At 64.0% G+C, this 20,117-nt stretch carries 19 protein-coding genes; 15 read left to right on the top strand and 4 right to left on the bottom strand.

Features of this window, described 5'->3' with window-relative positions; all coding sequences use genetic code 11:
• Positions 1 to 97: 97 nt before the first annotated feature.
• Entirely contained in the window at positions 98 to 1,270 is a 1,173-nt protein-coding gene (locus DMP08_RS02305; RefSeq protein ID WP_123191377.1) for an XdhC family protein, read from the top strand.
• Entirely contained in the window at positions 1,263 to 1,766 is a 504-nt protein-coding gene (locus tag DMP08_RS02300; protein ID WP_161555402.1) for a rhodanese-like domain-containing protein, read from the top strand. The genes DMP08_RS02305 and DMP08_RS02300 overlap by 8 nt, the downstream gene beginning before the upstream one ends.
• A gap of 127 nt (positions 1,767 to 1,893) precedes the next feature.
• Here the strand turns inward: DMP08_RS02300 and DMP08_RS02295 are convergent, their stop codons facing one another.
• Together DMP08_RS02295 and DMP08_RS02290 are read right to left on the bottom strand one after the other, a co-directional pair.
• On the bottom strand, positions 1,894 to 2,889 hold the full coding sequence (locus DMP08_RS02295) for a DUF5692 family protein (RefSeq protein WP_123191375.1): 996 nt from the start codon (positions 2,887 to 2,889) through the stop codon (positions 1,894 to 1,896).
• Between the two features lie 85 nt (positions 2,890 to 2,974).
• Positions 2,975 to 3,601, bottom strand: a complete 627-nt coding sequence (locus DMP08_RS02290) for a TetR/AcrR family transcriptional regulator (protein ID WP_123191374.1) — start codon at positions 3,599 to 3,601, stop codon at positions 2,975 to 2,977.
• A 371-nt stretch (positions 3,602 to 3,972) separates the two neighbouring features.
• Here DMP08_RS02290 and DMP08_RS02285 point away from each other — a divergent pair, with 371 nt between their 5' ends.
• The 4 genes from DMP08_RS02285 to DMP08_RS02270 are packed head-to-tail and all read left to right on the top strand — an operon-like array spanning position 3,973 to position 7,702.
• Positions 3,973 to 4,542 (top strand): cytochrome c3 family protein, encoded by a 570-nt coding sequence (locus DMP08_RS02285; RefSeq protein ID WP_123191373.1) that lies wholly within the window; start codon positions 3,973 to 3,975, stop codon positions 4,540 to 4,542.
• Between the two features lie 57 nt (positions 4,543 to 4,599).
• On the top strand, positions 4,600 to 5,091 hold the full coding sequence (locus tag DMP08_RS02280; RefSeq protein ID WP_123191372.1) for an FMN-binding protein: 492 nt from the start codon (positions 4,600 to 4,602) through the stop codon (positions 5,089 to 5,091).
• A 13-nt stretch (positions 5,092 to 5,104) separates the two neighbouring features.
• Complete coding sequence (locus DMP08_RS02275; RefSeq protein ID WP_123191371.1) at positions 5,105 to 6,961, top strand: FAD-dependent oxidoreductase; 1,857 nt, start codon at positions 5,105 to 5,107, stop codon at positions 6,959 to 6,961.
• Positions 6,962 to 6,976: 15 nt separating this feature from the next.
• Complete coding sequence (locus DMP08_RS02270) at positions 6,977 to 7,702, top strand: hypothetical protein (protein ID WP_123191370.1); 726 nt, start codon at positions 6,977 to 6,979, stop codon at positions 7,700 to 7,702.
• 52 nt (positions 7,703 to 7,754) lie between these two features.
• Here DMP08_RS02270 and DMP08_RS02265 read toward each other — a convergent pair whose 3' ends face one another.
• Entirely contained in the window at positions 7,755 to 8,684 is a 930-nt protein-coding gene (locus DMP08_RS02265; protein ID WP_123191369.1) for a MarR family winged helix-turn-helix transcriptional regulator, read from the bottom strand.
• A gap of 103 nt (positions 8,685 to 8,787) precedes the next feature.
• Positions 8,788 to 11,532: a cation-translocating P-type ATPase gene (locus tag DMP08_RS02260; RefSeq protein ID WP_244596750.1), complete on the bottom strand. Its 2,745-nt coding sequence runs from the start codon at positions 11,530 to 11,532 to the stop codon at positions 8,788 to 8,790.
• A 207-nt stretch (positions 11,533 to 11,739) separates the two neighbouring features.
• On the opposite strand from DMP08_RS02260, the gene mtnA reads away from it, so the two are divergent.
• From mtnA to dprA, 9 genes are all read left to right on the top strand, one after another.
• Positions 11,740 to 12,816, top strand: a complete 1,077-nt coding sequence (mtnA, locus tag DMP08_RS02255) for an S-methyl-5-thioribose-1-phosphate isomerase (RefSeq protein WP_123191368.1) — start codon at positions 11,740 to 11,742, stop codon at positions 12,814 to 12,816.
• A gap of 101 nt (positions 12,817 to 12,917) precedes the next feature.
• On the top strand, positions 12,918 to 13,961 hold the full coding sequence (locus DMP08_RS02250) for a deoxyguanosinetriphosphate triphosphohydrolase (protein ID WP_123191367.1): 1,044 nt from the start codon (positions 12,918 to 12,920) through the stop codon (positions 13,959 to 13,961).
• A gap of 229 nt (positions 13,962 to 14,190) precedes the next feature.
• Positions 14,191 to 14,877 (top strand): AzlC family ABC transporter permease, encoded by a 687-nt coding sequence (locus DMP08_RS02245; protein WP_123191366.1) that lies wholly within the window; start codon positions 14,191 to 14,193, stop codon positions 14,875 to 14,877.
• Positions 14,877 to 15,209: an AzlD domain-containing protein gene (locus DMP08_RS02240; RefSeq protein ID WP_114565785.1), complete on the top strand. Its 333-nt coding sequence runs from the start codon at positions 14,877 to 14,879 to the stop codon at positions 15,207 to 15,209. The genes DMP08_RS02245 and DMP08_RS02240 overlap by 1 nt, the downstream gene beginning before the upstream one ends.
• Positions 15,210 to 15,353: 144 nt before the next feature.
• On the top strand, positions 15,354 to 15,701 hold the full coding sequence (rplS, locus tag DMP08_RS02235) for a 50S ribosomal protein L19 (protein ID WP_114565784.1): 348 nt from the start codon (positions 15,354 to 15,356) through the stop codon (positions 15,699 to 15,701).
• Positions 15,702 to 15,826: 125 nt separating this feature from the next.
• Positions 15,827 to 16,615 carry a ribonuclease HII gene (locus DMP08_RS02230; protein WP_123191365.1) on the top strand — a complete coding sequence of 263 codons (789 nt, stop codon included), beginning with the start codon at positions 15,827 to 15,829 and terminating at the stop codon, positions 16,613 to 16,615.
• 521 nt (positions 16,616 to 17,136) lie between these two features.
• The gene (locus tag DMP08_RS02225) at positions 17,137 to 17,643 is read left to right on the top strand and encodes a YraN family protein (protein ID WP_123191364.1); all 507 of its coding nucleotides are present in this window, start codon (positions 17,137 to 17,139) and stop codon (positions 17,641 to 17,643) included.
• Positions 17,643 to 19,136 carry a YifB family Mg chelatase-like AAA ATPase gene (locus tag DMP08_RS02220; protein WP_123191456.1) on the top strand — a complete coding sequence of 498 codons (1,494 nt, stop codon included), beginning with the start codon at positions 17,643 to 17,645 and terminating at the stop codon, positions 19,134 to 19,136. The genes DMP08_RS02225 and DMP08_RS02220 overlap by 1 nt, the downstream gene beginning before the upstream one ends.
• Entirely contained in the window at positions 19,133 to 20,053 is a 921-nt protein-coding gene (gene dprA / locus DMP08_RS02215) for a DNA-processing protein DprA (protein WP_420541181.1), read from the top strand. Before DMP08_RS02220 ends, dprA begins: the two co-directional genes overlap by 4 nt.
• Positions 20,054 to 20,117: the final 64 nt, after the last annotated feature.

The following is a 20,117-nucleotide window of genomic DNA, read 5'->3' as shown; positions in this document are numbered from 1 at the left end:
CGAGCCGCCCGCGAACCTCCCGGCAGGCGGCTCGGGCAGCTGAGCGAAGCGTGCTAGAGGAGCGAACGTTCAGGAGCGGTTTGAAAGGAGCACGAAGATGCGCGAGATACGAAACGACGTGGCGCGATGGTTCGAGGCCGGATGCGACGTAGCTCTGGCCCAGGTGACGAAGACTTGGGGGTCTTCGCCGCGCGTTCCGGGGTCGGTGATGGCGGTGAGCGCGTGGGGCGGCATTGCCGGGTCGGTATCGGGTGGCTGCATCGAAGGGAGCGTCATTCAGATGGCGATCGATTGCCTTGAGAGTTCCCAGGGCGGCTGCCTCGAGCGCTTTCATGCTTCTACCGTGCGCGCCCAGGAGGTGGGGTTGTCGTGCGGTGGCAACATCGAGGTGCTCGTATCGCGCCTGGATCGTGCACTGTTCGAGGCGGAGTGCGTTGAACTTGATGCCGAGCGTCCGTACGTGCGCGTCAGTTTTGCTGAGTTGGCGAATGAGAGCGTTGTGGGCGCGTACTTCCTGCTGGTCTCGCCCGATGCGCCTGCGGCGCAAGGGCGCGTGGGCTTGCGGGCTTTTACGGCTCTTGGCTGCGAAGGGTGGCGGTTGATTGTGCCGCGCGACGTGGAGGAACAGCTTGGGCGCGATGCGCTTGCGGAGGCTGCCCGCAGCGTATGCTCTTGCGAACCGACGCAGGATGCAGGACTCGTGCGAATCGGTGCGGGTGCAGCATTTTTTGCGCGAATGAATCCGCAACCCCAGCTCGTGTGCGTTGGTAGCGTGCATATCGCCATCCATCTGACACGCATGGCCAAGATGCTGGGTTATCGCACGGTCGTGGTGGATCCGCGTGGCGTGTTTGCTACCGAGGAGCGGTTTCCCTTCGTCGATCAACTCGTGCACGCTTGGCCCCAAGAAGCGTTTCAGACGCTGCATCTCAATGCGTCGACGGCGTTGTGCGCGCTAACGCACGACCCGAAGATCGACGTGCCCGCGCTGGCTGCTGGGCTTGATTCGCCAGCGTTTTACATCGGATCGCTCGGACGCCGCACCACGCAGTTGTCGCGTTATCGCCAACTCGTACGCGAGGGCTATAGCGACGAGGCCATTGCTCGGGTGTACGGGCCTATCGGTCTTGACCTCAAGGGTCGCGAGCCGGCTGAGATTGCGTTGTCGGTGATGGCCGAGATTACGGCAGTGCGCCATGGTGCGACGTTTCCCATGTCTACGATGCTCGCTTCGGCGCAGCGAGCCGAGCTGGAGTGCGGGAATGCGTAGCGGCGCGGTGGCTTTAGCACTGGCTTTGACGGCGGCGTTCACGATGGCTTCATGCGCCGTCGGGGCGGACGAGGCCGGTCGGGAGGAAGCGGCGGCTGTGCGGGTTGTCACGGCGATGGAGGCTCACGAGCTCATGACGTCGAATCGCGTGGTCGTGCTCGATGTGCGTACGCAGGAGGAGTACGACGCGTCGCATATCGCGAACGCGCGCTTGCTTCCTCACGACGCCATCGACGCGGAGTCGGCTGCCGCTGCGGCTCCGGACAAGAATGCGCCCGTGCTCGTTTATTGCCGTACGGGAGCTCGTTCGGCTGAAGCGAGCGCCGCATTGGCCGCGCTCGGCTATGCGCACGTGCATGATTTCGGCGGCATCGAGTCATGGCCGTTCTCCACCGTCGATGCCAAAGACGGCGGCGGCGCGGGCACCGTTGACAACGACGAGCTGCCTGTGGGCGTGAAAGTGGTGTGCGGCAAGACGAAGCCAGTACCCGAATAGCCCCTGGCAACGATTGTCTTCAGCGCGTTGCGGCGTTGCGTTCCGGTCCGATGTCGGCCCTTGCGCAAAAGGAGCGGCCCGAAATCCGGGCCGCTCCTCGGGGAAGGAACCTGTGATCGACGATATGCTAAACCGTTTGGGCCGGAGCGTCCTCGCGGCGAGCCATAGCCTGCTCGTAGTCCTTCGTTCCCACGAAGATCTCGTTGGTGTAGGGGTTCCTGCCGAGCTTCTTGCTGCGGTACACCACGTATCCCAGCGCGGCCACGTTCGCTGCCAGCGCCAGCACCGACACGACGAGGTTCACGTTCGGGTCGTTCACGGACTGCACGGCGAACACGCTGTCGTCCAGGAACAGCGGGAAACACTGCGCGAACATGCACCAGATGGCCAGCGTGAACGCGCGGTTCTGGATCCAGCCGCCCTTGTTCCACAGCATCGCCGCCACGGTGGGAGCCAGAAGCAGCGCCAAGCCGCAGTACCAGGAGTGCGTGGGCAGGCAGTTGTAGGTGTAGCAGAAGTTCCAGATGTCGTAGGAGATGATGAACACCCAGGTCATGTCAGGCCACAGCATGTCCTGCTTCTTCTTGGACACGTAGATGCCGAACCAACCGGTCATGACGAAGATGTTCAAGATGCCCGCGACGCCGTTGAACACGTTGTGCCAGCCGCCGTAAAGCGTGACGCCCTCGGTGGACACCCACGTGGTGCCCCAGGCGCGAATGGCGCTTTCGAAGTCGCTTACTACGGCGATCAGAATGTTGATGGCCACGATGACGAACGGGAAGCACTTGAACCAATGCGACTTGCCGATCTTTCCCCACTTGTACTTGAGCGCCATGAAGCCGATGCAGCCGATGGTCGCCGCGTACAGCTTCGCGTAGTGGAACCAGCTGTTCATGTACAGATGCGTGGGGTTGTCGAGCGCCCACTGCGCGCCCGACATGGCGCCGACGGTGATGGCGATGAAGTACGCCGTCAGCCCTGCGGGCAGGATCAGGAAGCAGAACACGCCCCCCGCCTTGGAACGACGCGCCACTTCGTTGACCAGGATCAGGCAGATGAAGACCATCGCCCAGCCGAGCCATTGGTACACGGCGTTCTCGCCGTACACTTGGAACAACATGGAACCCTCCTTCTTTCGGGTATGCTTCGCACAGGTCGCCTTTCGACCTGCTTCTTCCTTGGTTGTCGTCCCGCTTCCGGGGCGTTTAGCCGGTGCCGGATTGGCCGTGCTCCGCGCTCCCGCGATCCATATGCAGCGTTTGCGCGATGAGATCCTTCAGCACCTCGTCGTCGGCCTCGGGGTGCGTGCGCAAGTACCCCACGATTCCCAATATGAGAACGTAGAACGTCTCGTACACGTGGTCGATGCGGATCTGGTGGCGCGCCCCGTAATCCTGCACCGTGGTTTCAACGATGTAGGAGGAGATCCGATCCGCCACGCGGTTCACGAAGTCGATGTAGAGCGCCGCGTTTTCCCGCGAAGCAAGCGAGCGGCGAAACGCGTCATGCTCGAACACGCCCAGGCGCATGAGCTTGACTACGCTCGATAGCGCATGCTCGATGTCGCCCGTGCGACGTTGCGCGTTCCAATAATGCGTGGCTTCGATGAAATCCGCAACGTAATCGTCGAGCACGGCCGAAGTGACGGCTTCCTTGTCGGCGAAGTAGTGGTAGAACAGCGAGCGCGTGACGCCGACGCGGTCGGTGATGTCTTGGACGGAGGTTTTGGAAAGCCCGCGCTCCTCGTAGAGCGTGCGAGCGGCAGCCACGATGTCCGCGCGGCGCGTAGCCGACGGGGCGTTTCGTGCGGCTTTGTCGTGAGCCGTGCCCATGGTTTCCTCCTTGTCGACGGTCGCTTGATCCTCGGCGCTGGCTTGAGCCTTGCTTTCGGAGCGGGCGAACTGTTGTCGATCCCCTGATGAGCGCAGCATACGCCCCTAGTTGACGACCCGTCAATCAACACTTTTGACAAAACGTCAATACTCGATGGCCTTCGGATGGGCGAGCGCGTCGCCGCCGTGCGCGTTTTCCGCTCGGCGAAGACCGTCGGCCTTTTCTAGGGGGAAGGGCTTGTTGACAGAACGGACATGCTCGTCAAAGGCAGGTTTCATCGTTCTTCTAAAGATGCTAGCATGCGCCTATAAAGTTCATCAGTGAAATAAAAAAGAAACTAAGATGAACTAAAGGGAGAGAAGGAGGGGTTATGGAGGACAAGCAGCCGAGCGGGAAGCGCACGGGCAGGAAGAAATGGCCGATCGTCGTCGCGGTCGTGGCGATCGTGGCGGTTGCCGCGGGCGGGGGCTTCTGGGTTTGGCATGAGCAGCCCGGTTTCTGCAACGCGATTTGCCACGATCCGATGGATGCGTACGTCGAGGGGTACTACTACGACGAAGCGTTGCTGGCGAACGTGCATCAACGGGCCGACGCGACATGCCTGGAATGCCACGAGGCTAACATCGAACAGCAGGTGGCCGAGGGCGTGGCCTGGGTATCGGGTGATTTCGAGACCGACGAATCGGGCCGCATCACGCGGACGGGCGTTACCGCCGACAAGAAGATGTGCACGCAGAACGGATGCCATGACTGGGAGGGCGTCGTGGCTGCCACGCAGGATTGGGGAGGTCGGACGGGGGTGAACCCGCATCGTTCCCATCAGGGCGAAGCCATCGATTGCAGCAACTGTCACGGCGTGCATGAGGCTTCCCAGATGTACTGCAACGCATGTCACGACTTCGAAGTCCCCGCAGGGTGGAACGACGCTTCGGGTCGATAGCTATTCGGCGAAGCTTGCGATTCGGCTTGCAAGCCTGAAAGAACAGGGAGGGTGCATATGAGAAAGACAGCCATGGCCGCAGGTTGCGCGGCGGCGTTGACGTTGGGATTGACGGGCTGCGGCGCGGGCTTCGAGGGGTCCGGATCGAAAGATGCCGCAAGCGCCGAGCAGCTGGCGCTTCGCACGGACGACCCGTGGGCGGCGCAGGTGACGGTCGATTCGGCGAAGAAGGCGGAAGGGACCTTGCGCGACGGCGTGTACACCGGCACCGGCAAAGGCATGGACGGTTTGATCACCGTGACGTTGTTGGTCCAGGACAACCGCTTGACCTGCATTGAAACCACGCAGGAGGGAGAAACCCAGAGCGTCGGCGGCTTCGAGGCCATTCGCGACGGCAAGTACGCGGCCTTGATCGATGCGGCGCAGGGCGCCGATATCGACGCCGTGAGCGGGGCGACCATCACCACTGCGGGCGTCAAGCACGCGGTGGAGGATGCGCTCGCGCAGGCGGAAGCGGGCGCGAGCGCCGTTGCTTCTACGGGAAACTAAGGAGGGGATTGTCATGAAGGAGCATATCGAACGCAGTGCGGAGGGCATGTCGCGCCGCGCTTTCCTGACGGGCGCGGCCGCGGTCGTAGGCGGCACGGCGGCTGCGGCGGTCATGCCGGCGGCTGCGGCGCATGCGGTGCCGGCGGGCGTCATCGGCGATTGGGCCGCCGACGGGTCGAAGAGCGTGCGAGTCCCCGATAGCGCGGCCACGAACGCCTCGTGGGAGGACGGCACGTACCGCGAGCACAACGCCGCTGCGTTTCCCGCGAACGATGCAACGCCCATCCCGCCGCGCGCGGTGCCGCAGAAGTGGGACTACGAATGCGACATCTGCGTGGTGGGCGCGGGCGGCGGCGGCCTGAACGCGGCTGCGCGCGCAGCCGAACTGGGCGCGAAGACCATATGCGTGGAAGCCATGGGCCTGCATGGCGGCAACGCGCAGTCGGCCGGCATGTGCGGGATCCTGGGCGGCTACAGCGGACAGGATGAGAAGCGCTTCGCCTTCCCCTCTTATCCCTTCGATCCGAAGGCCCTGACCGATTGGGCCATGGACGAGTACCATTATGCTGCCGATCCCAAGCTCATCTACAAGCTGGCCTGCGAAGGCGGCAAGAGCCTGGACTGGATGGCCGATTGCGGCGTGCGGTGGCGGTTGGGCGAGGTGCCCGTGTACGTGGCGCCGAAGAACTCGACGCTCGACCATCACGTGCTCAAGATGAAGGACGCCACGGACGCCATGTTCAGCTACGGCCAGCGCAAAGGCGTCGAGTACAAGTTCCAGTGTCCGGCGGTGGCGCTCGTACGCGATGAGGGAGGCCGCATCGTGGGCCTGGTGGCCAAAGAGGATTTCGAGCGCGAGGTGTACATCCACGCATCGCGCGCGGTCATTCTCACGGCGGGCGGTTTCTGCAACAATAAGGCGCTTTTGGAGAAGTACATCCCCACGGCGGCCATGGGCTGCGCGTCAAGCTACTTGGTGGGCGGCGAGACGGGCGAATGCTTCCGCATGGGGTTGGGCGCGGGCGCCGACGTGTCCGGGTTCAACAGCTCCGCCAGCTTCGACGGCGGCGTGGACTGGCAGGCCGAGGGCGGGCAGTGGGCGCGCTTCCTTTACGACGGCATGACGCAGCTGTCGCGTCAGCCGTGGCTGACCATCGATCGCTGCGGCAATCGCTTGCGCTACCTGGACAGCCGCGTGGCCGAGGACGGCGCAAACGCCATCTACGCCCTAGGCGATCTTGCCACCATCCAGATGACGCCTCCGGGGCACCGCTCCTACATCATCTTCGACGCGAACTACGAGGACCATCTGGCAGGATTCGCGCAGGAGCATTGCCGCAAGCTCATCACGCCCGACCTCGAGCAGATCGACAAGGTGCCCGAGCATTACCGAGACTGGCATCACGGCGTGCAGGACGCCATCGACGCCGACGTGCTGAAGAAGCGCGACACGCTGGAAGAGCTCGAGCGCGATCTGGGGCTGGCCGAGGGCGTGCTGACCGAGGCCGTGGAAAAGTGGAACGAATGCTGCGAGAAGGGCGAGGACGACTACCTGTACCCGATGCCTCCCGAATGGCTGCATGCCGTCAAGGAGCCGCCGTTCTACGGCTGCCGCATCGGCGGCAACCTGTACGGCACGAAGGCGGGCTTGCTGATCAACGAGGACATGCAGGTGATGGGCACCGACGGGCGCCCCATCGACGGCCTGTACGCCGGTTGGCACACCGCCGGAGGAGCCTGCGGCGAGAACAGCTACGTGGGCGATCCGATCTTGGGCTCGCTCATGGGCGACGTCGGGTTGGCGTTTTGCGGCGGATACCTGTGCGGCACCTCCGCGGTGGAGCACGAGATGACCGGCGCAGGCGCGTAGGGAAGGGGATGCAAGATGAAAGAGCAACTGAAGGGCATGGCCCGTCCGTACGCGATGCTGTTTTCGATGGCCCTGGCGGTGGCCCTCGTCGGGCGGATCGGGTTGGCCGCCATGGACCTGTCCGGCGCGCTGGCTTACGACTACATATCGGCTTCCGGGGTCCCTATCCTGGACGTGGTGTGCTCCATTCTGACGGGATCGGCCTTCATGGCGTTTCTGTTCCTGTCCGCGCTCGTGATAGTGCTGTCCACGGCTGGCGTCGCTTTGCACGGCCTGCTGTTCGCGCGCGGCGTGCCGGGAGCCGGCAAGCCGGCAACCGCGTTTCTGTGGGGTTGGGCGACGGCGTTTGCGGCCATCGTGTGCCTGTTCGTCGTGCTTTCGGGAATCCTGTCGGGCGTGCAGGTGCATTCCATGAGCTCGAAGCTGCCGGCGTTGCCGGTGCTGATAGTCGCGCTCGTCGTGTGGGCGGCGTTCATCGGCACGCTGCTGGGGGCCGCGTCGATGGTGGTATGCGCGTGCTTGGCGCGCGCTGAAAACGAGAAGCGCGCAGGTTGGAACCTGGTGGCGGCAACGGCGGGCTGCGGCTTTGCGGTCATGGTACTGACGGTGGGCACGTTTTCCGCCATCAACACGGCGAGCATCAACATGGGCGTCGTGGGAATGTGGTTTGCTGCCGACGTCGTGGCGAACCTGGGAATGTTGTTCGGCGCTTCCGCGCTCGTGAAGAAGGCGCGCGCGTAGACGAAAGGGCGCAGAGGCGAAGAGGGGCGATCGATGCGCCCCTCTTCTGTTTTCAGAGGGGTGCAAGGAGGTCGAGCGCGGCTTTGCGTTCGACCTCCTTGCGCGTTTGCAGGTCGGCGAACACGACGCTGCCCACCTGCGCGATCGCCTTGCGATGCTCGGGTCCCAGCTTGCCCCACAGCTGCGTGCGCCCCATGTCGTCGACAGTGCGGGCGATGATGCGCTGCTGAAGGGCGCCGCTTTCCGTGACGACGGCGAACACGGCTTTTCGGTCGCGGGGCGACCTCATGCGCTCGACCCATCCGCGCTCCGCCAGCCGGTCGACGCAGCGGGCGACGTTGACGACGCTCAACTGGAGCGCTTCGGCCAAATCCCCGATGCGCAGCGGCCCGCCCTCTTCGTCGAGGCGCTGCATGATGCGGCACTCGTGGTACGAGGCGCCGCATGCGGATTCAAGGTTCTTCTCCATCATGTGGCGGATCAGCTCGAACGACACAAGGGTGCGCGAGGCAGGGAAGCGCCGCGCCGCTTCGGGCGAGAGCGGCGGATCGATGGCTGCGCCTGCGATGATGGATGCTTCCAGGATTCTTCGGTAGGTCGGGTCGTCGGTAGGGAAGCGCGCGTACAGCTGCCGCACGATGGAGTCGTTCACCGAGGCGACGTGGGCGACTCCGGCTTGCGTGATGCCGACCGAACGCGATCTTCCGTCGCGGTCGTCGCGCGCCCTTTTCGCGAGCCCGCGCGCTTCGAGGGCGTTCAAGGCCTGGGTCATCACGTTGGGTTTCGCACCCAGCATCTCGCCCAAATCGGATTGCCCGAGCATGTTCGGCGAAACGCCCAGCAGCTTGACCAGCGCGCGGTATTGCGTGATGCTCAGGTCGCTGGCGCTTTTCAACCCGCTTTTGAGCGCTCGATGCATGAGCTCGAATGCGACGAAGTACGTCGAGTCGAGCGTGATCCCGTCTTGTTCGCCTGCGCGCATGCGCCTTCTTTCCCCGTCGATATCGTTTCAGTGGTGAAGCAAATGATACGATGCCGACGGCGCTTGCGCCGCAGGGAAACCAAACATCCACGAGCTGTTCAATCTATCGTTGGGCGCGCCGCCTCCCGATGGCCTTTGCGATCTCCGTTTGAACGACCGACAGCAGGGCGAAGCCGCCGACGAGCGCCCATTGCCATGCGTTCATGGAAGCTCCGCCGAAGGCCTCGATCACCGGCGGAACCAAGAGCACGATCATCATGAGCGCGAAGCTCGTCGCGGTCGCCCAGACGAGCTGGGGATTGCGAGCGCCGCCGCGATCCCAGACGGGATCGGTGGTCGAGCGTTGGTTCAGGGCGCGCAGCACCTGCGACAGCGCCAACGTTGCGAAGGCCATGGTGCTGCCGAGCGCGTCCGTTCCGACTTCGCGGCCGATGGCGAACGCGATGAGCGCCAAAGCTGCGATGAACGCGCCTTGGCCGATGACGCGGCGCGCGAGCTTTGCGTCGAGCAGGTTGTTCGCGCGCATGGGCGGGTGCTCCATGATGTGGCGGCTGGCGGGCTCCACGCCCAGAGCCAGCGCCGGAAGCGACGCTGTTGCCAGGTTCACCCACAGGATCATGACGGCGGTCAACGGGGCGTTCCAGTTGAGGGCCAGCGCCGTCAGCAGCACGATGATCTGGGCGACGTTGTCGGCAACCAGGAACGCTACCACTTTCTGGATGTTGCGGAACACGCGACGGCCCTCGCGGACGGCGTAGACGATGGTGGTGAAGCGGTCGTCCATGAGGATCATGTCCGAAGCGTCTTTGGCCACGTCGGTTCCGGTGATGCCCATGGCGACGCCGATGTCGGCGGCCTTCAACGCGGGAGCGTCGTTCACGCCGTCGCCCGTCATCGCCGTGACCTCGCCTCCCCGCTGAAGGGCGCGCACGATGCGCAGCTTGTGCAAGGGCGACACGCGGGCGAATATCGAAGCGCGCTTGACGGCTTCGTCGAGAGCCTCGTCGTCCATGCGGTCGAGCTCCTCGCCGGTGATGATCAGGTCGCCAGGTTGATGTATGCTCAGGTCGCGGCCGATCGCCCGCGCCGTTGCGGCATGGTCCCCGGTGATCATGACGGTGCGCACCCCGGCGGACCGGCACGTCTCGACCGCCTGCTTCACGTCGGGCCGAGGCGGATCCATCATGCCCACGATGCCGATCAGCACCAGGTCGCGCTCGATGTCGTCGTCTTCGCTCGGCGTGCCCGCAAGTGCGCGGGTTGCGAAGGCCAGTACGCGCAATGCCTCGTCGGAAAGCGTTTGGGCCAGTGCGAAGGTTCGTTCGCGATCCTCGTCGGTAAGGGGACGAGGGCCGTCTTGGTCAAGCAGGTAGGCGCAGCGCGGCAGCATCGAATCGAGCGCGCCCTTCACGGACACGACGGCCTGCCCGTCGCGGTCGTTCACGGTGGACATGCGCTTGCGGTCGGAATCGAAGGGGCGTTCGGCAAGGCGCGGATAGGCGGCGCGCAGCTCTCCCGGATCGATGCCGCCGTCGCGTGCAAGCAGGAGCAGCGCGCCTTCGGTGGGGTCGCCGATCGCCGTGTCGCCGACGGCTTCCGATTCCGCGGGGGAGAACACCGCGTCGTTGCAGAGAACGGCGGTGAACGCAAGGTGCTCGAAGAGGCGGGCGTGCTTCTCGCGTGCTTGCTCGGGGTCGAGTTGGCGTTCCTGGGCTAGGTCGGGCCCCAGGGCCACGCGCACCACGTTCATGCGGTTTTCCGTCAGCGTACCGGTCTTGTCCGTGCAGATGACGGTTGCCCCGCCCAACGTTTCAACGGCGGGAAGGCGTCTGACCAGGGCTTCATGCTGGGCCATGCGCTGTACGCCGAGTGCCATGGTGACGGTTGCGGTGGCGGGCAGGCTTTCGGGTATGACTGAGATGGCAAGCGACACGGCCAAAAGCAGCAACGGGACAAGGGGACGTCCGTATGCCAGGCCGATGGCGATGACCGCCAGCGCAGCCACGATGCCCACCACGGTGAGTCCTTTGCCGAACGAGGCGAGCTTGCGCTTGATGGGCGTGTCCAGGCCGTCGCTTTCCTCCAGCATGCCGGCGATGCGCCCCACTTCGGTGTTCCTGCCGGTTGCCACCACCACGCCCTCGCCGCGCCCCGCGGTGACGATGGCCGTGGCGAAGGCCATGTTGGCCCGATCTCCCAACGGGGCCCCGGGAAGCGCCTCCGATTGCGCGTTCTTGTCGGAGGGGACGGATTCGCCGGTCAAGGCTGCTTCCTGCATGCGAAGGCCGGCGGTTTTGGTCAACCGCAGATCCGCCGGGGCCATGCTGCCGTCCCCGAGCAGTACGAGGTCGCCGGGGACCAGATCGCGTGCGGGCACGACTGTTTCCATGCCGCCGCGCATCACGCGCGCTTCGGGGGCGCCCATGCTGCGCAAGGCTTCCAGCGATGATTGCGCTTTCTTTTCCTGGACGATCCCGATGACGGCGTTCACCACCACGATGGCGCCGATGATCCCGGCCTCGACCCATTCTTGCAGCAGGGCCGAGAGGGCCGCGGCGGTCAGCAGGATGAGTATCATGGGATCCGCCAGCTGCTCGCGGACCATATCGGCCAACGTGCGCGGCGGCTTGGCGTTGAGCTCGTTCGGGCCGAATTCGGCCAACCGTTCATGCGCCGTGGAGGGCGACAGGCCGTCGGGGAAGGTGTCGAGTTCCTTGATGACCTGCTCGCGCGACATGGCGTGCCAGGCGCGCTGCGCGACTTTTTGACGTTCCTCAGCATTCTTGGGAGCGCGGATGCGAGCGGCGCTGTGCTGATCGCGGCGCTTCGGTGGTTGATGGTTGCTCATGGGACCCCTTCGTCGTGGCGGTTGCGGTTCGCGGCCGTCGGGAATCGTTCGGCGGTGTTTCGTTTACCATAATCGGGCAAGCTTCTTGCTCGCCGAACCGTTATCTGCCGGTGGCTGAACCATTACCATTTTCGAAGAGCGCGCATCGCCGTCGTTTTACGCGCCGCTCGGTGCGCTACAATGCTGCAACTGAAGAAAGGACCTTTCATGAGCCAGCCCCTCCGTCTTGACCGATTGCCGCGCACCGTCGAGCTCGAACGCGACGGCGACGGCCGCGCATGCTTCGCGTACGTGGATCAGCGTCTGCTGCCAGGCGGGCTTTCCGTAGCCCGTACGCACGATTGGCGTGTCGTCGTGCGAGCTATCGAGACGCTTGCCGTGCGCGGCGCGCCGGCTATCGGCGTAGCGGGGGCGGCTGCGGTGGCTGTATGGGCATGCAATGAAGGAGCGTCGGAAGCTGCGTCGCATGGATGCGCCGAGCAAGGTTCGCGCTTCTGGGAGCTGCTCGAGTCGATTGCCGAACGGATTGCGGGCGCTCGGCCCACGGCGGTCAACCTCGCTTGGGGCGTCGGGCGCGTCGCGACTCTTGCGCGCGAGGTGCTGCGGGAGGGCGCGCTTCCGTCCGAGGTTGCTGAAAGCCTGTTCAGCCAGGTGAAGCGCATGGAAGTCGAGGACGAAGCGGCGAACCGGGCTATCGGCTTGCATGGGGCAGCGCTCTTGCCCGAAGGCGCGCGGATCCTCACGCACTGCAACGCCGGCAGCTTGGCCACGGTGTTCTACGGCACGGCTCTTGGCGTGGTGTATGCGGCGGCCGAGCGCGGCGGAATCGAGCGGGTGTACGCGGACGAGACGCGCCCGGTGGGGCAGGGCGCGCGACTGAGCGTTTGGGAGCTTTCCCGCGCGGGCGTCCCCACCACGCTCATCTGCGACGGCATGGCCGCAAGCCTTATGGCGAAAGGCCAGGTGGATGCCGTTATCGTTGGAGCCGATCGCATCGCTGCCAACGGCGATGTGGCCAACAAGATAGGCACGTACGGCGTTGCCGTGCTGGCCGCCGAACACAACGTTCCCTTCTACGTGGCGGCTCCTACTTCCACCATCGATTTCTCCATTTCGGATGGTTCGCTCATTCCCATCGAGGAGCGCGATCCGTCTGAAGTGCTGCCTTGCCCCATCGAGGGCGTAAACGTATGGAACCCGGCCTTCGACGTGACCCCCGCGCGCTACGTTTCCCGCATCGTCACCGAGCGGGGCGTCTTCTTGCCGCACGAGCTGGCTGAATGAGCGGCGAAGGCCGCTAGGACGGGGCGGACCCGCCTTGCCCGATGAAATGGCGCTGCATCTGGTACAATGCCGTTCAGGACGTCGGTTGCAAGGAGGATTCCATGCATGTCATCCATCGCGAAGACCAAGAGCAGCGAGAACACGAGACGCTTTCCGTAGATGCGGCGTTCGCTGATCAGAGCGAAGGCCGGGATCGCTCGGCCGAGCCGGACGTTTTGCGCACCGATTACCAGCGCGACCGCGACAAGATCCTGCACACGAAGGCATTTCGTCGGCTCTCGCATAAAACTCAGGTGTTTCTGGCGGCGGAGGGCGATCATTTTCGGACGCGCCTCACGCATACGCTCGAAGTGGCTCAAATCGCGCGGACTATCGCGCGGTCTCTCGGCTTGAACGAAGACCTCGCCGAGGCTATCTCGCTCGGGCACGACCTGGGGCACACGCCGTTCGGCCATACGGGGGAGTCGGCCTTGGCTCGCTGCCTTGCGCGCCATAAGGGAATCGATCCGGAGTCTTCCCGGGCGGCGGCGTTGTACCGGCACAACGAGCAGAGCCTGCGCGTGGTCGAACGCATCGAAAACGGCGGAAAGGGCTTGAACCTCACAGCCGAGGTGCGGGATGGCATCCTCAACCATACGGGCGATTTGCGGGCGGAAACGCTGGAGGGCCGCATCGTCGGCACGGCGGATCGGATCGCTTACGTGAACCACGACATCGACGACGCTATTCGCGCGGGCGTCCTTTCCGAGTCCGACCTGCCCGCGGCTACGCACGCCGTTTTGGGGTCCGATCACTCTACGCGCATAGAGACCCTCGTACGCGACATGGTGGAGACCTCCGCCGCGATCGACGATATTCGCATGAGCAGCACGGTGTGGGACGCGATGATGGAGCTGCGGGAATTTTTGTTCGATCGCGTGTATACCGCGCCGACCGTCACGGTCGAGGTGGCGAAGGCGACTCACCTTATCGAGGACTTGTTCGATTACTACGTCGATCACGTGGAAGAGGTGCCGCGCGAGTACCGCGACATTCCCGAAAGCGACGACCTGCGCGCCGTGGCCGATTACGTGGCCGGCATGACCGACCGCTACGCCAAGAGCCTCTACCAGCAGCTTTTCATTCCGCATTCCTTGCATTTTTGATGTGCAGCGCGTTGGTGCGCGGTTTGCCGCCGTCTTGTGCGGCCGTTTCCCGCTTATGCGCTCACGCCGGCGGATTGTCGCCCGATACGTACGTTTTTCGCTTCGATTCCGTACGTTTCGGGCGACAATCTGTTGCGTCCGTTGCAATTCGAGCTTCCTGGCAGCAAGCTGACGGCAAGCGAGATTCCCCCATTGCGCATCTGCACAAAACTTGTATAATCGGGACGCTATGCTTACCGGGGATCACATAAAACAGTCGTTTCAAGCGGCGTTGCCCATCATGTTGGGCTACGTTGCCATCGGCATTCCCTGCGGCATCCTGTGCGACTCCATCGGGCTGAACGCTTTGCAAGTGTTCTTGCTGTCCGCGCTGTTCTATTCGGGCGCCGGCCAGTTCATGATCCCGAACATGTGGCTGGCGGCTTCGCCTCTGGCATCCATCATCGCAAGCGTTTCGCTGGTCAACACAAGGCAAATGCTCTACTCGGCGGCGTTCGCGCCGGCGTGCCGCGGCGTCAAGAAGCGCCTGTCGTTTCTGTTCGCGGCCACGGTGACCGACGAGAGCTACGGGGTGAACGTGTCGAAGTTCGCCGAAGGGGAGTGGTCGGTTGGCCGCGCCACCATGGTGAACCTGTTCTCGCAAAGCTCGTGGGCGCTTTCGAACGTGGTGGGCGCGCTCGTGGGCAACGCTATCGGCATTCCGCTGGCCATTGCGGCGTTCGCTATGACCTCCATCTTCATCTGCCTGCTGGTTACCCAGAAGGTATCGGCCGCTAACGTCGTAGCGGCGGTCGTGGCCATAGCGGGCGTGTTCGCGTGCAAGGCTGCGGGCTTCGGCGGTCCGGCAATCCTCGTGGGGTCGCTTGCGGGCGTTGCTGCGGCGCTGCTGTTCACGTGGGCAAGGGGGCGCGGTTAATGGAAGCCATGGGATGGGGCGACTTCTTTGTCGTGTTCGCGTGCTGCGCGGTGACCATGCTGATATGCCGCGTGGTTCCCTTGTTCGTGCTCAAGGGGCGCAACCTACCCGAGAACGTCGAGCGCGCGCTTGGGTTCATACCGCCGGCGGCGTTTGCCGCGTTGGTGGCGAACGACCTGCTCACACCAGGGATGTTCGATGCGGGTCTCTGGCCTGCCGCCGCTCCTTTGGTTGCCGCGCTGGTGGTTGCGCTGGTGGCATGGAAGACCAAGTCTCTTCTGTGGTGCGCCGTATCGGGCGTCGCCGCGTACGCGGTGCTCATGCTTTTCTAGGCGGGGTTTGGAGGTAGGCAAGTTTTTCCGAATAAGGCAAGGAATTGCCTTGCAAGCAGAAGCACATCGAGGTATACTGTCCAATCGTGTCTTTATGAGACAACACGAACGAGTTTTCACTGAACATATAAGAAGGAACGGGTCATGGATATCATTCGCGCCATTGAACAGCAGCAGATCAAGCAGGACGTCCCCGAATTCAACGTGGGCGACAACGTGAAGGTCCACTACCGCATCGTCGAGGGCAACCGCGAGCGCGTTCAGGTGTTCCAGGGCGACGTTATCCGCCGCCAGGGCGCTTCGAACCGCGAGACGTTCACCGTCCGCAAGATCAGCTTCTCCATCGGCGTGGAGCGCACCTTCCCCGTGCATTCTCCCAAGATCGAGAAGATCGAGGTTGTCCGTCGCGGTGACGTGCGTCGCGCCAAGCTCTACTACCTGCGCAACAAGGTGGGCAAGGCTGCCAAAATCAAGGAGAAGTCTTTCCGCTAAGCTCTGCGAAGCAACTTGTACAAGAACACCTCGTTTCACACGAAGCGAGGTGTTCTTCTTGTGCATGCGGCGCTTCTGCTATGATGCGGTGACGCCGATAGGGATCGGAGAGGGAGAGGGAACGCATGGGACTGACGGTAGCCGACATAAAGCAACGATTGCAGCAGGCTGACGAAGCCGAGTTCGCCGTGCTGGAGCGCTCTCTGGCGGCCGAGACGCGCAAAGGGGTGCTCGCCGCTATGGAGAGCGCGCGCAAGCGTCTTGCGGCGCAGGCTGCCGAGCGCGAGCGATTGGCTTCGATGTACGCGTACGAGCGCGAGCTGGCCGCAGCGCGCGGCGCGCAGGTGATCGTGGGGCTTGACGAAGTGGGGCGAGGTCCTTTGGCGGGTCCGTTGGCCGTAGGGGCGGTCGTGCTCCCCGACAAGCCCGTTATCGAGGGATTGAACGACTCGAAGCAGGTCAAGCCCGAAGCGCGGGAGCGTATAGCCGCTCAGATCAAAGAGACGGCGCTTGCTTGGACGGTCGAGTACGTGGAGCCTGCCGACATCGATGCGTGCGGCATGACTGCAAGTTTGGTCACCGCTTTTCGGAGGGCCGTTGCAAGCGTGGAGCGCGCGGGCGCGCGTCCTGATGTGGTTTTGCTTGACGGCAATCCCTTGCGCATGGATCCGCGCGAAGTGAACGTGGTAAAGGGGGACGGCCGCTGCGCCTCCATTGCTGCGGCTTCCATTGTGGCCAAGGTGGAGCGCGACGCGCTCATGTGCCGTTACGCCGAAGAGTATCCGGCTTACGGATTCGATTCGTGCAAAGGGTATGCGAGCGCCGCGCATATCGAGGCGATCAAGCGGTACGGCTTGACGCCCATCCATCGCGTCTCGTTCTGCACGGCGTTCACGCAGCCTGCTTTGTTCTAGCGGTTTTTCCCCGAGCCCTGTCGGATGCTTCGATGGGGCTCGTTGCTTTCGTCCGCTGTTGATGACGCTGGTCGGGCGTTGCGAACCGCATTCTGCGAGAATGCGACGGCGCGGCGGAAGCGAGAGAGGCGGCGGATGCGTAGGGCGCGCGGTTGCGAAAGCGGCGCGCGTGGTGCATGGACATGGGGCTCGGTTGCGAAGGCGGCGCGGGCATTGGCGCTGAACACGGAATACGGCGCGCGATGCAAAGTTCGCCCAGTCTGCATCTATCATAGCTTCCGAGCGATATCCTCTTGGTTTCCCTTTGCCTGACCTGGACGTTTTCAATCCTGCTTGATTTGTGCTGGAAACGCGCTGGAAACGCGCTGGATTCTTGCCGGATTCGCGCTCGAAACGCGCCGCATCTCGGCTAGAACCCGCGCTGATTCGAGCGAATTTGCGCAGGGTCGGCGCTAGACGCACGTCATGTTTCCGCTAGATGCGCTCGTTATGATAGAGCCACGACGAAAGGGGGAGCGGTCATGGAGGATCGGGCAGGAGTTACCGAACGGGCTGTGGCATCGGCGCGCGACGAGGGAGCGAGACGAGAAGATCGTTCAGGAGACGATCGGGGCAGGAAGCAAGGTCGGGGGCGCAAGAAGGGGTCGGACGGCGCTTCGAGTGCCGACTCGCACAACATCGAGCTTGGGAAGCGCGGCGAAGACGCTGCTGCCCGGTTCCTGTATCGACGGGGCTACGAGATCGTCGAGCGGAATTGGACGTGCTCGGCGGGGGAAGCCGACATCATCGCGCGAGATGAAGAGTGGGTGGTGTTCGTGGAGGTGAAAACGCGATCGAGTTGCGAGAAGGGATTTCCTTCAGAAGCGGTGGACCCCGAAAAGCGAAAGCGCTACGAGAACATAGCAGCTTTGTTTTTGAGGGATTACGATGTGGTCGACGTGCCGGTGCGCTTCGACGTGGTCTCCATCGTGCTGGTTGCGCCTGATCGTGCCATGATCCGGCATCACATCAACGCGTATTCGTCATGATGGCTGCGAGGGGGCGCTGTACGGTTCGCGCGGCTGCGGTTCGCGGCGTCGAGGCGGTGGCGGTGGACGTCGAGGTAAGCGTTTCGAACGGGATTCCCGGTTTTGCCATCGTGGGGATGGCCGATGCGTCGGTGCAGGAGTCGCGGGAGCGCGTAAAGGCTGCGCTGCGGTCATGCGGGTTTACGATGCCTGCGAGCAAAGTGGTGGTGAACCTTGCTCCGGGCACGCTCAGGAAGACGGGAACGGGGTTCGACCTGCCCATTGCCGCGGGCATCCTATGCGCTACGGGGCAGGTGGATCCGCGGGCGGTGGAAGGGGTCTTGTTCGTGGGGGAGCTGTCGCTGGAAGGTGCGGTCAGGCCCGTTGCCGGCCTGCTCGCCCACGCGCTGTGCGCAAAGCGGTTGGGCTGCGCGTTGGCTGCGGCGCCCTCGGAGGGGCTGTACGCCGTCAAAGGCGCGGTGCATCGCTGCGTAAAGAGTCTTTCCGACTTCCGTACGCTTCCGTTTCCCGTCATGACCGGGCGGCTCGCCAAGCGCAGCGAGGCTTTGCCCGACTTTCGCGACATTGCGGGTCATAGCATGGCGAAGCGGGCCTTGCAGATAGCGGCGGCGGGAGGCCATGGGGTGCTCATGATGGGTCCCCCCGGCTCGGGCAAGACGATGCTGGCCTCAAGATTGCCCTCCATCCTGCCTCCTTTGTCGAAGGACGAGGCGCTTGAAACGGCGGTGGTGCATTCGGTGGCGGGGGAAAGCCTGGAAGCCGTGCTTGGCGGCGCGCGCCCGTTTCGAAAGCCTCATCACTCGGCTACGCTGGCGGGTTTGGTCGGAGGCGGGTCCCCTGTTCGCCCGGGCGAGATAACCTTGGCGCACAACGGCGTTTTGTTCCTGGACGAGTTGGCGGAGTTTTCGCCTTCGGCGCTTCAGGGGATACGCCAGCCTTTGGAGGCGGGCCGGGTTACGGTTACGCGGGCGGATGGCAACATCGACTTCCCGGCGCGGTTCATGCTGGTGGCGGCATCGAACCCGTGCCCATGCGGATACTACGGCGACGAGGAAGAACCGTGCACGTGTTCCCAGCGTCAGATCAAGTTGTACCAGGGGCGTATCGGCGGGCCCATCATGGATCGCATTGACGTGCATATCGACGTTCGCCGCATACCTCCAGGCGAGGTGCTGGCAACCGGGTGCGGGACCGGCTCCGAAGAATTGCGCCGCGATGTGCTGCGGGCGCGGGAGTTCTCGTCGTGGAGGCGCGCGCGAGCCGACGAGAGCAGGCCCGATACGTCGGAGGCCCTTGTGCGGGCCTGCGGTCTTTCGGACGATGACGAGAGGTTCCTCGAAGAGGTTGCCCAGGCAAGTCGCATGAGCGGCCGGGCCATCATGCGCACGCTTGCGTTGGCGCGCACGGTGGCGGACATGGAGGAGCGAGATCGCGTGGAACGGCGACATTTGTGCGAAGCCGTGGGATTCAGGCTTCGGGAAGGAGAATCGTGAGCGCGCGCGTGCAAGGACAGCCTCTTTCGGGCCCGCGGCACGTGCTCGAGTTGGGCGGGCGCGACTATCCGGAAGCCCTTGCGGTTGTGTCCAACCCGCCGAAGAAGCTGTACGTCGTTGGCAGCGCAGGTGCTTTGCAGGAGGGAATCGCCATCGTGGGAGCTCGCAAGGCAACTCCTTATGGGCGCGGTTGCGCCCAGCGGTTCGCACGTATTGCCGCCGAACGCGGCGTGTGCGTGGTGTCGGGCGGCGCGCGCGGCTGCGATGCCGCCGCCCATCGAGCGGCGCTCGATGCAGGAGGGCTTACGGTCGCGTTTCTAGGCGGAGGGTGCGATCGTCCTTACCCTGCCGAACACAGCGGCCTGTTCCAGCGGATCGTCGATGCCGGCGGCGCGGTGGCATCCGAGCATGAATGGGAAAAGCCGCCTTTGCCCCATCAGTTCCGCACGAGGAATCGCCTTATAGCGGGACTCGCGCGCGCCACGCTCATCGTGGAGGCGGGGTTGCCGTCCGGGACGTTCTCCACCGCCGACGAGGCGCTGGCTGCGAACCGCGACGTCTTGGTGGTTCCCGGTGCCATCACGGCGGCTTCGTCGCGCGGTGCCAATCGTTTGCTTTATCAGGGCGCGACGCCGGTGATCGACGACGAGACTTTCGAGGACGCGCTGTTCTCGCTGTTCGGTTGCTTGAAACAGGAGCGCTTTTGCCCGGAAGGAGCAAGCGCGGAAGATGATGATCCGGTGGTGGCCGCTTTGCGTGCGGAGTCTTTGGGCATGGAGCGCTTGATGGATCTTGCGCGCGAAAGCTGCGACGGGGAGGACGCGCTTCCTTGGCTCATGCAGCGGCTTGTCGAGGGGGAGCGCGCGGGTCTTTTCGCGCGGCACCCGGATGGCCGGTGGGGACCGGTGGTCCGATGACGCGCGTGTTCCGAGCAGGCTCATGCCCGGTTCCGGCGGCTCCGAAGGGACTGTTGCGGCGAAG

Origin of the sequence: Paraeggerthella hongkongensis (assembly GCF_003726035.1) — a bacterium.
Classification (GTDB): Bacteria; Actinomycetota; Coriobacteriia; order Coriobacteriales; family Eggerthellaceae; genus Paraeggerthella; species Paraeggerthella hongkongensis.
This window is presented reverse-complemented; position numbering and strand designations above follow the sequence as displayed.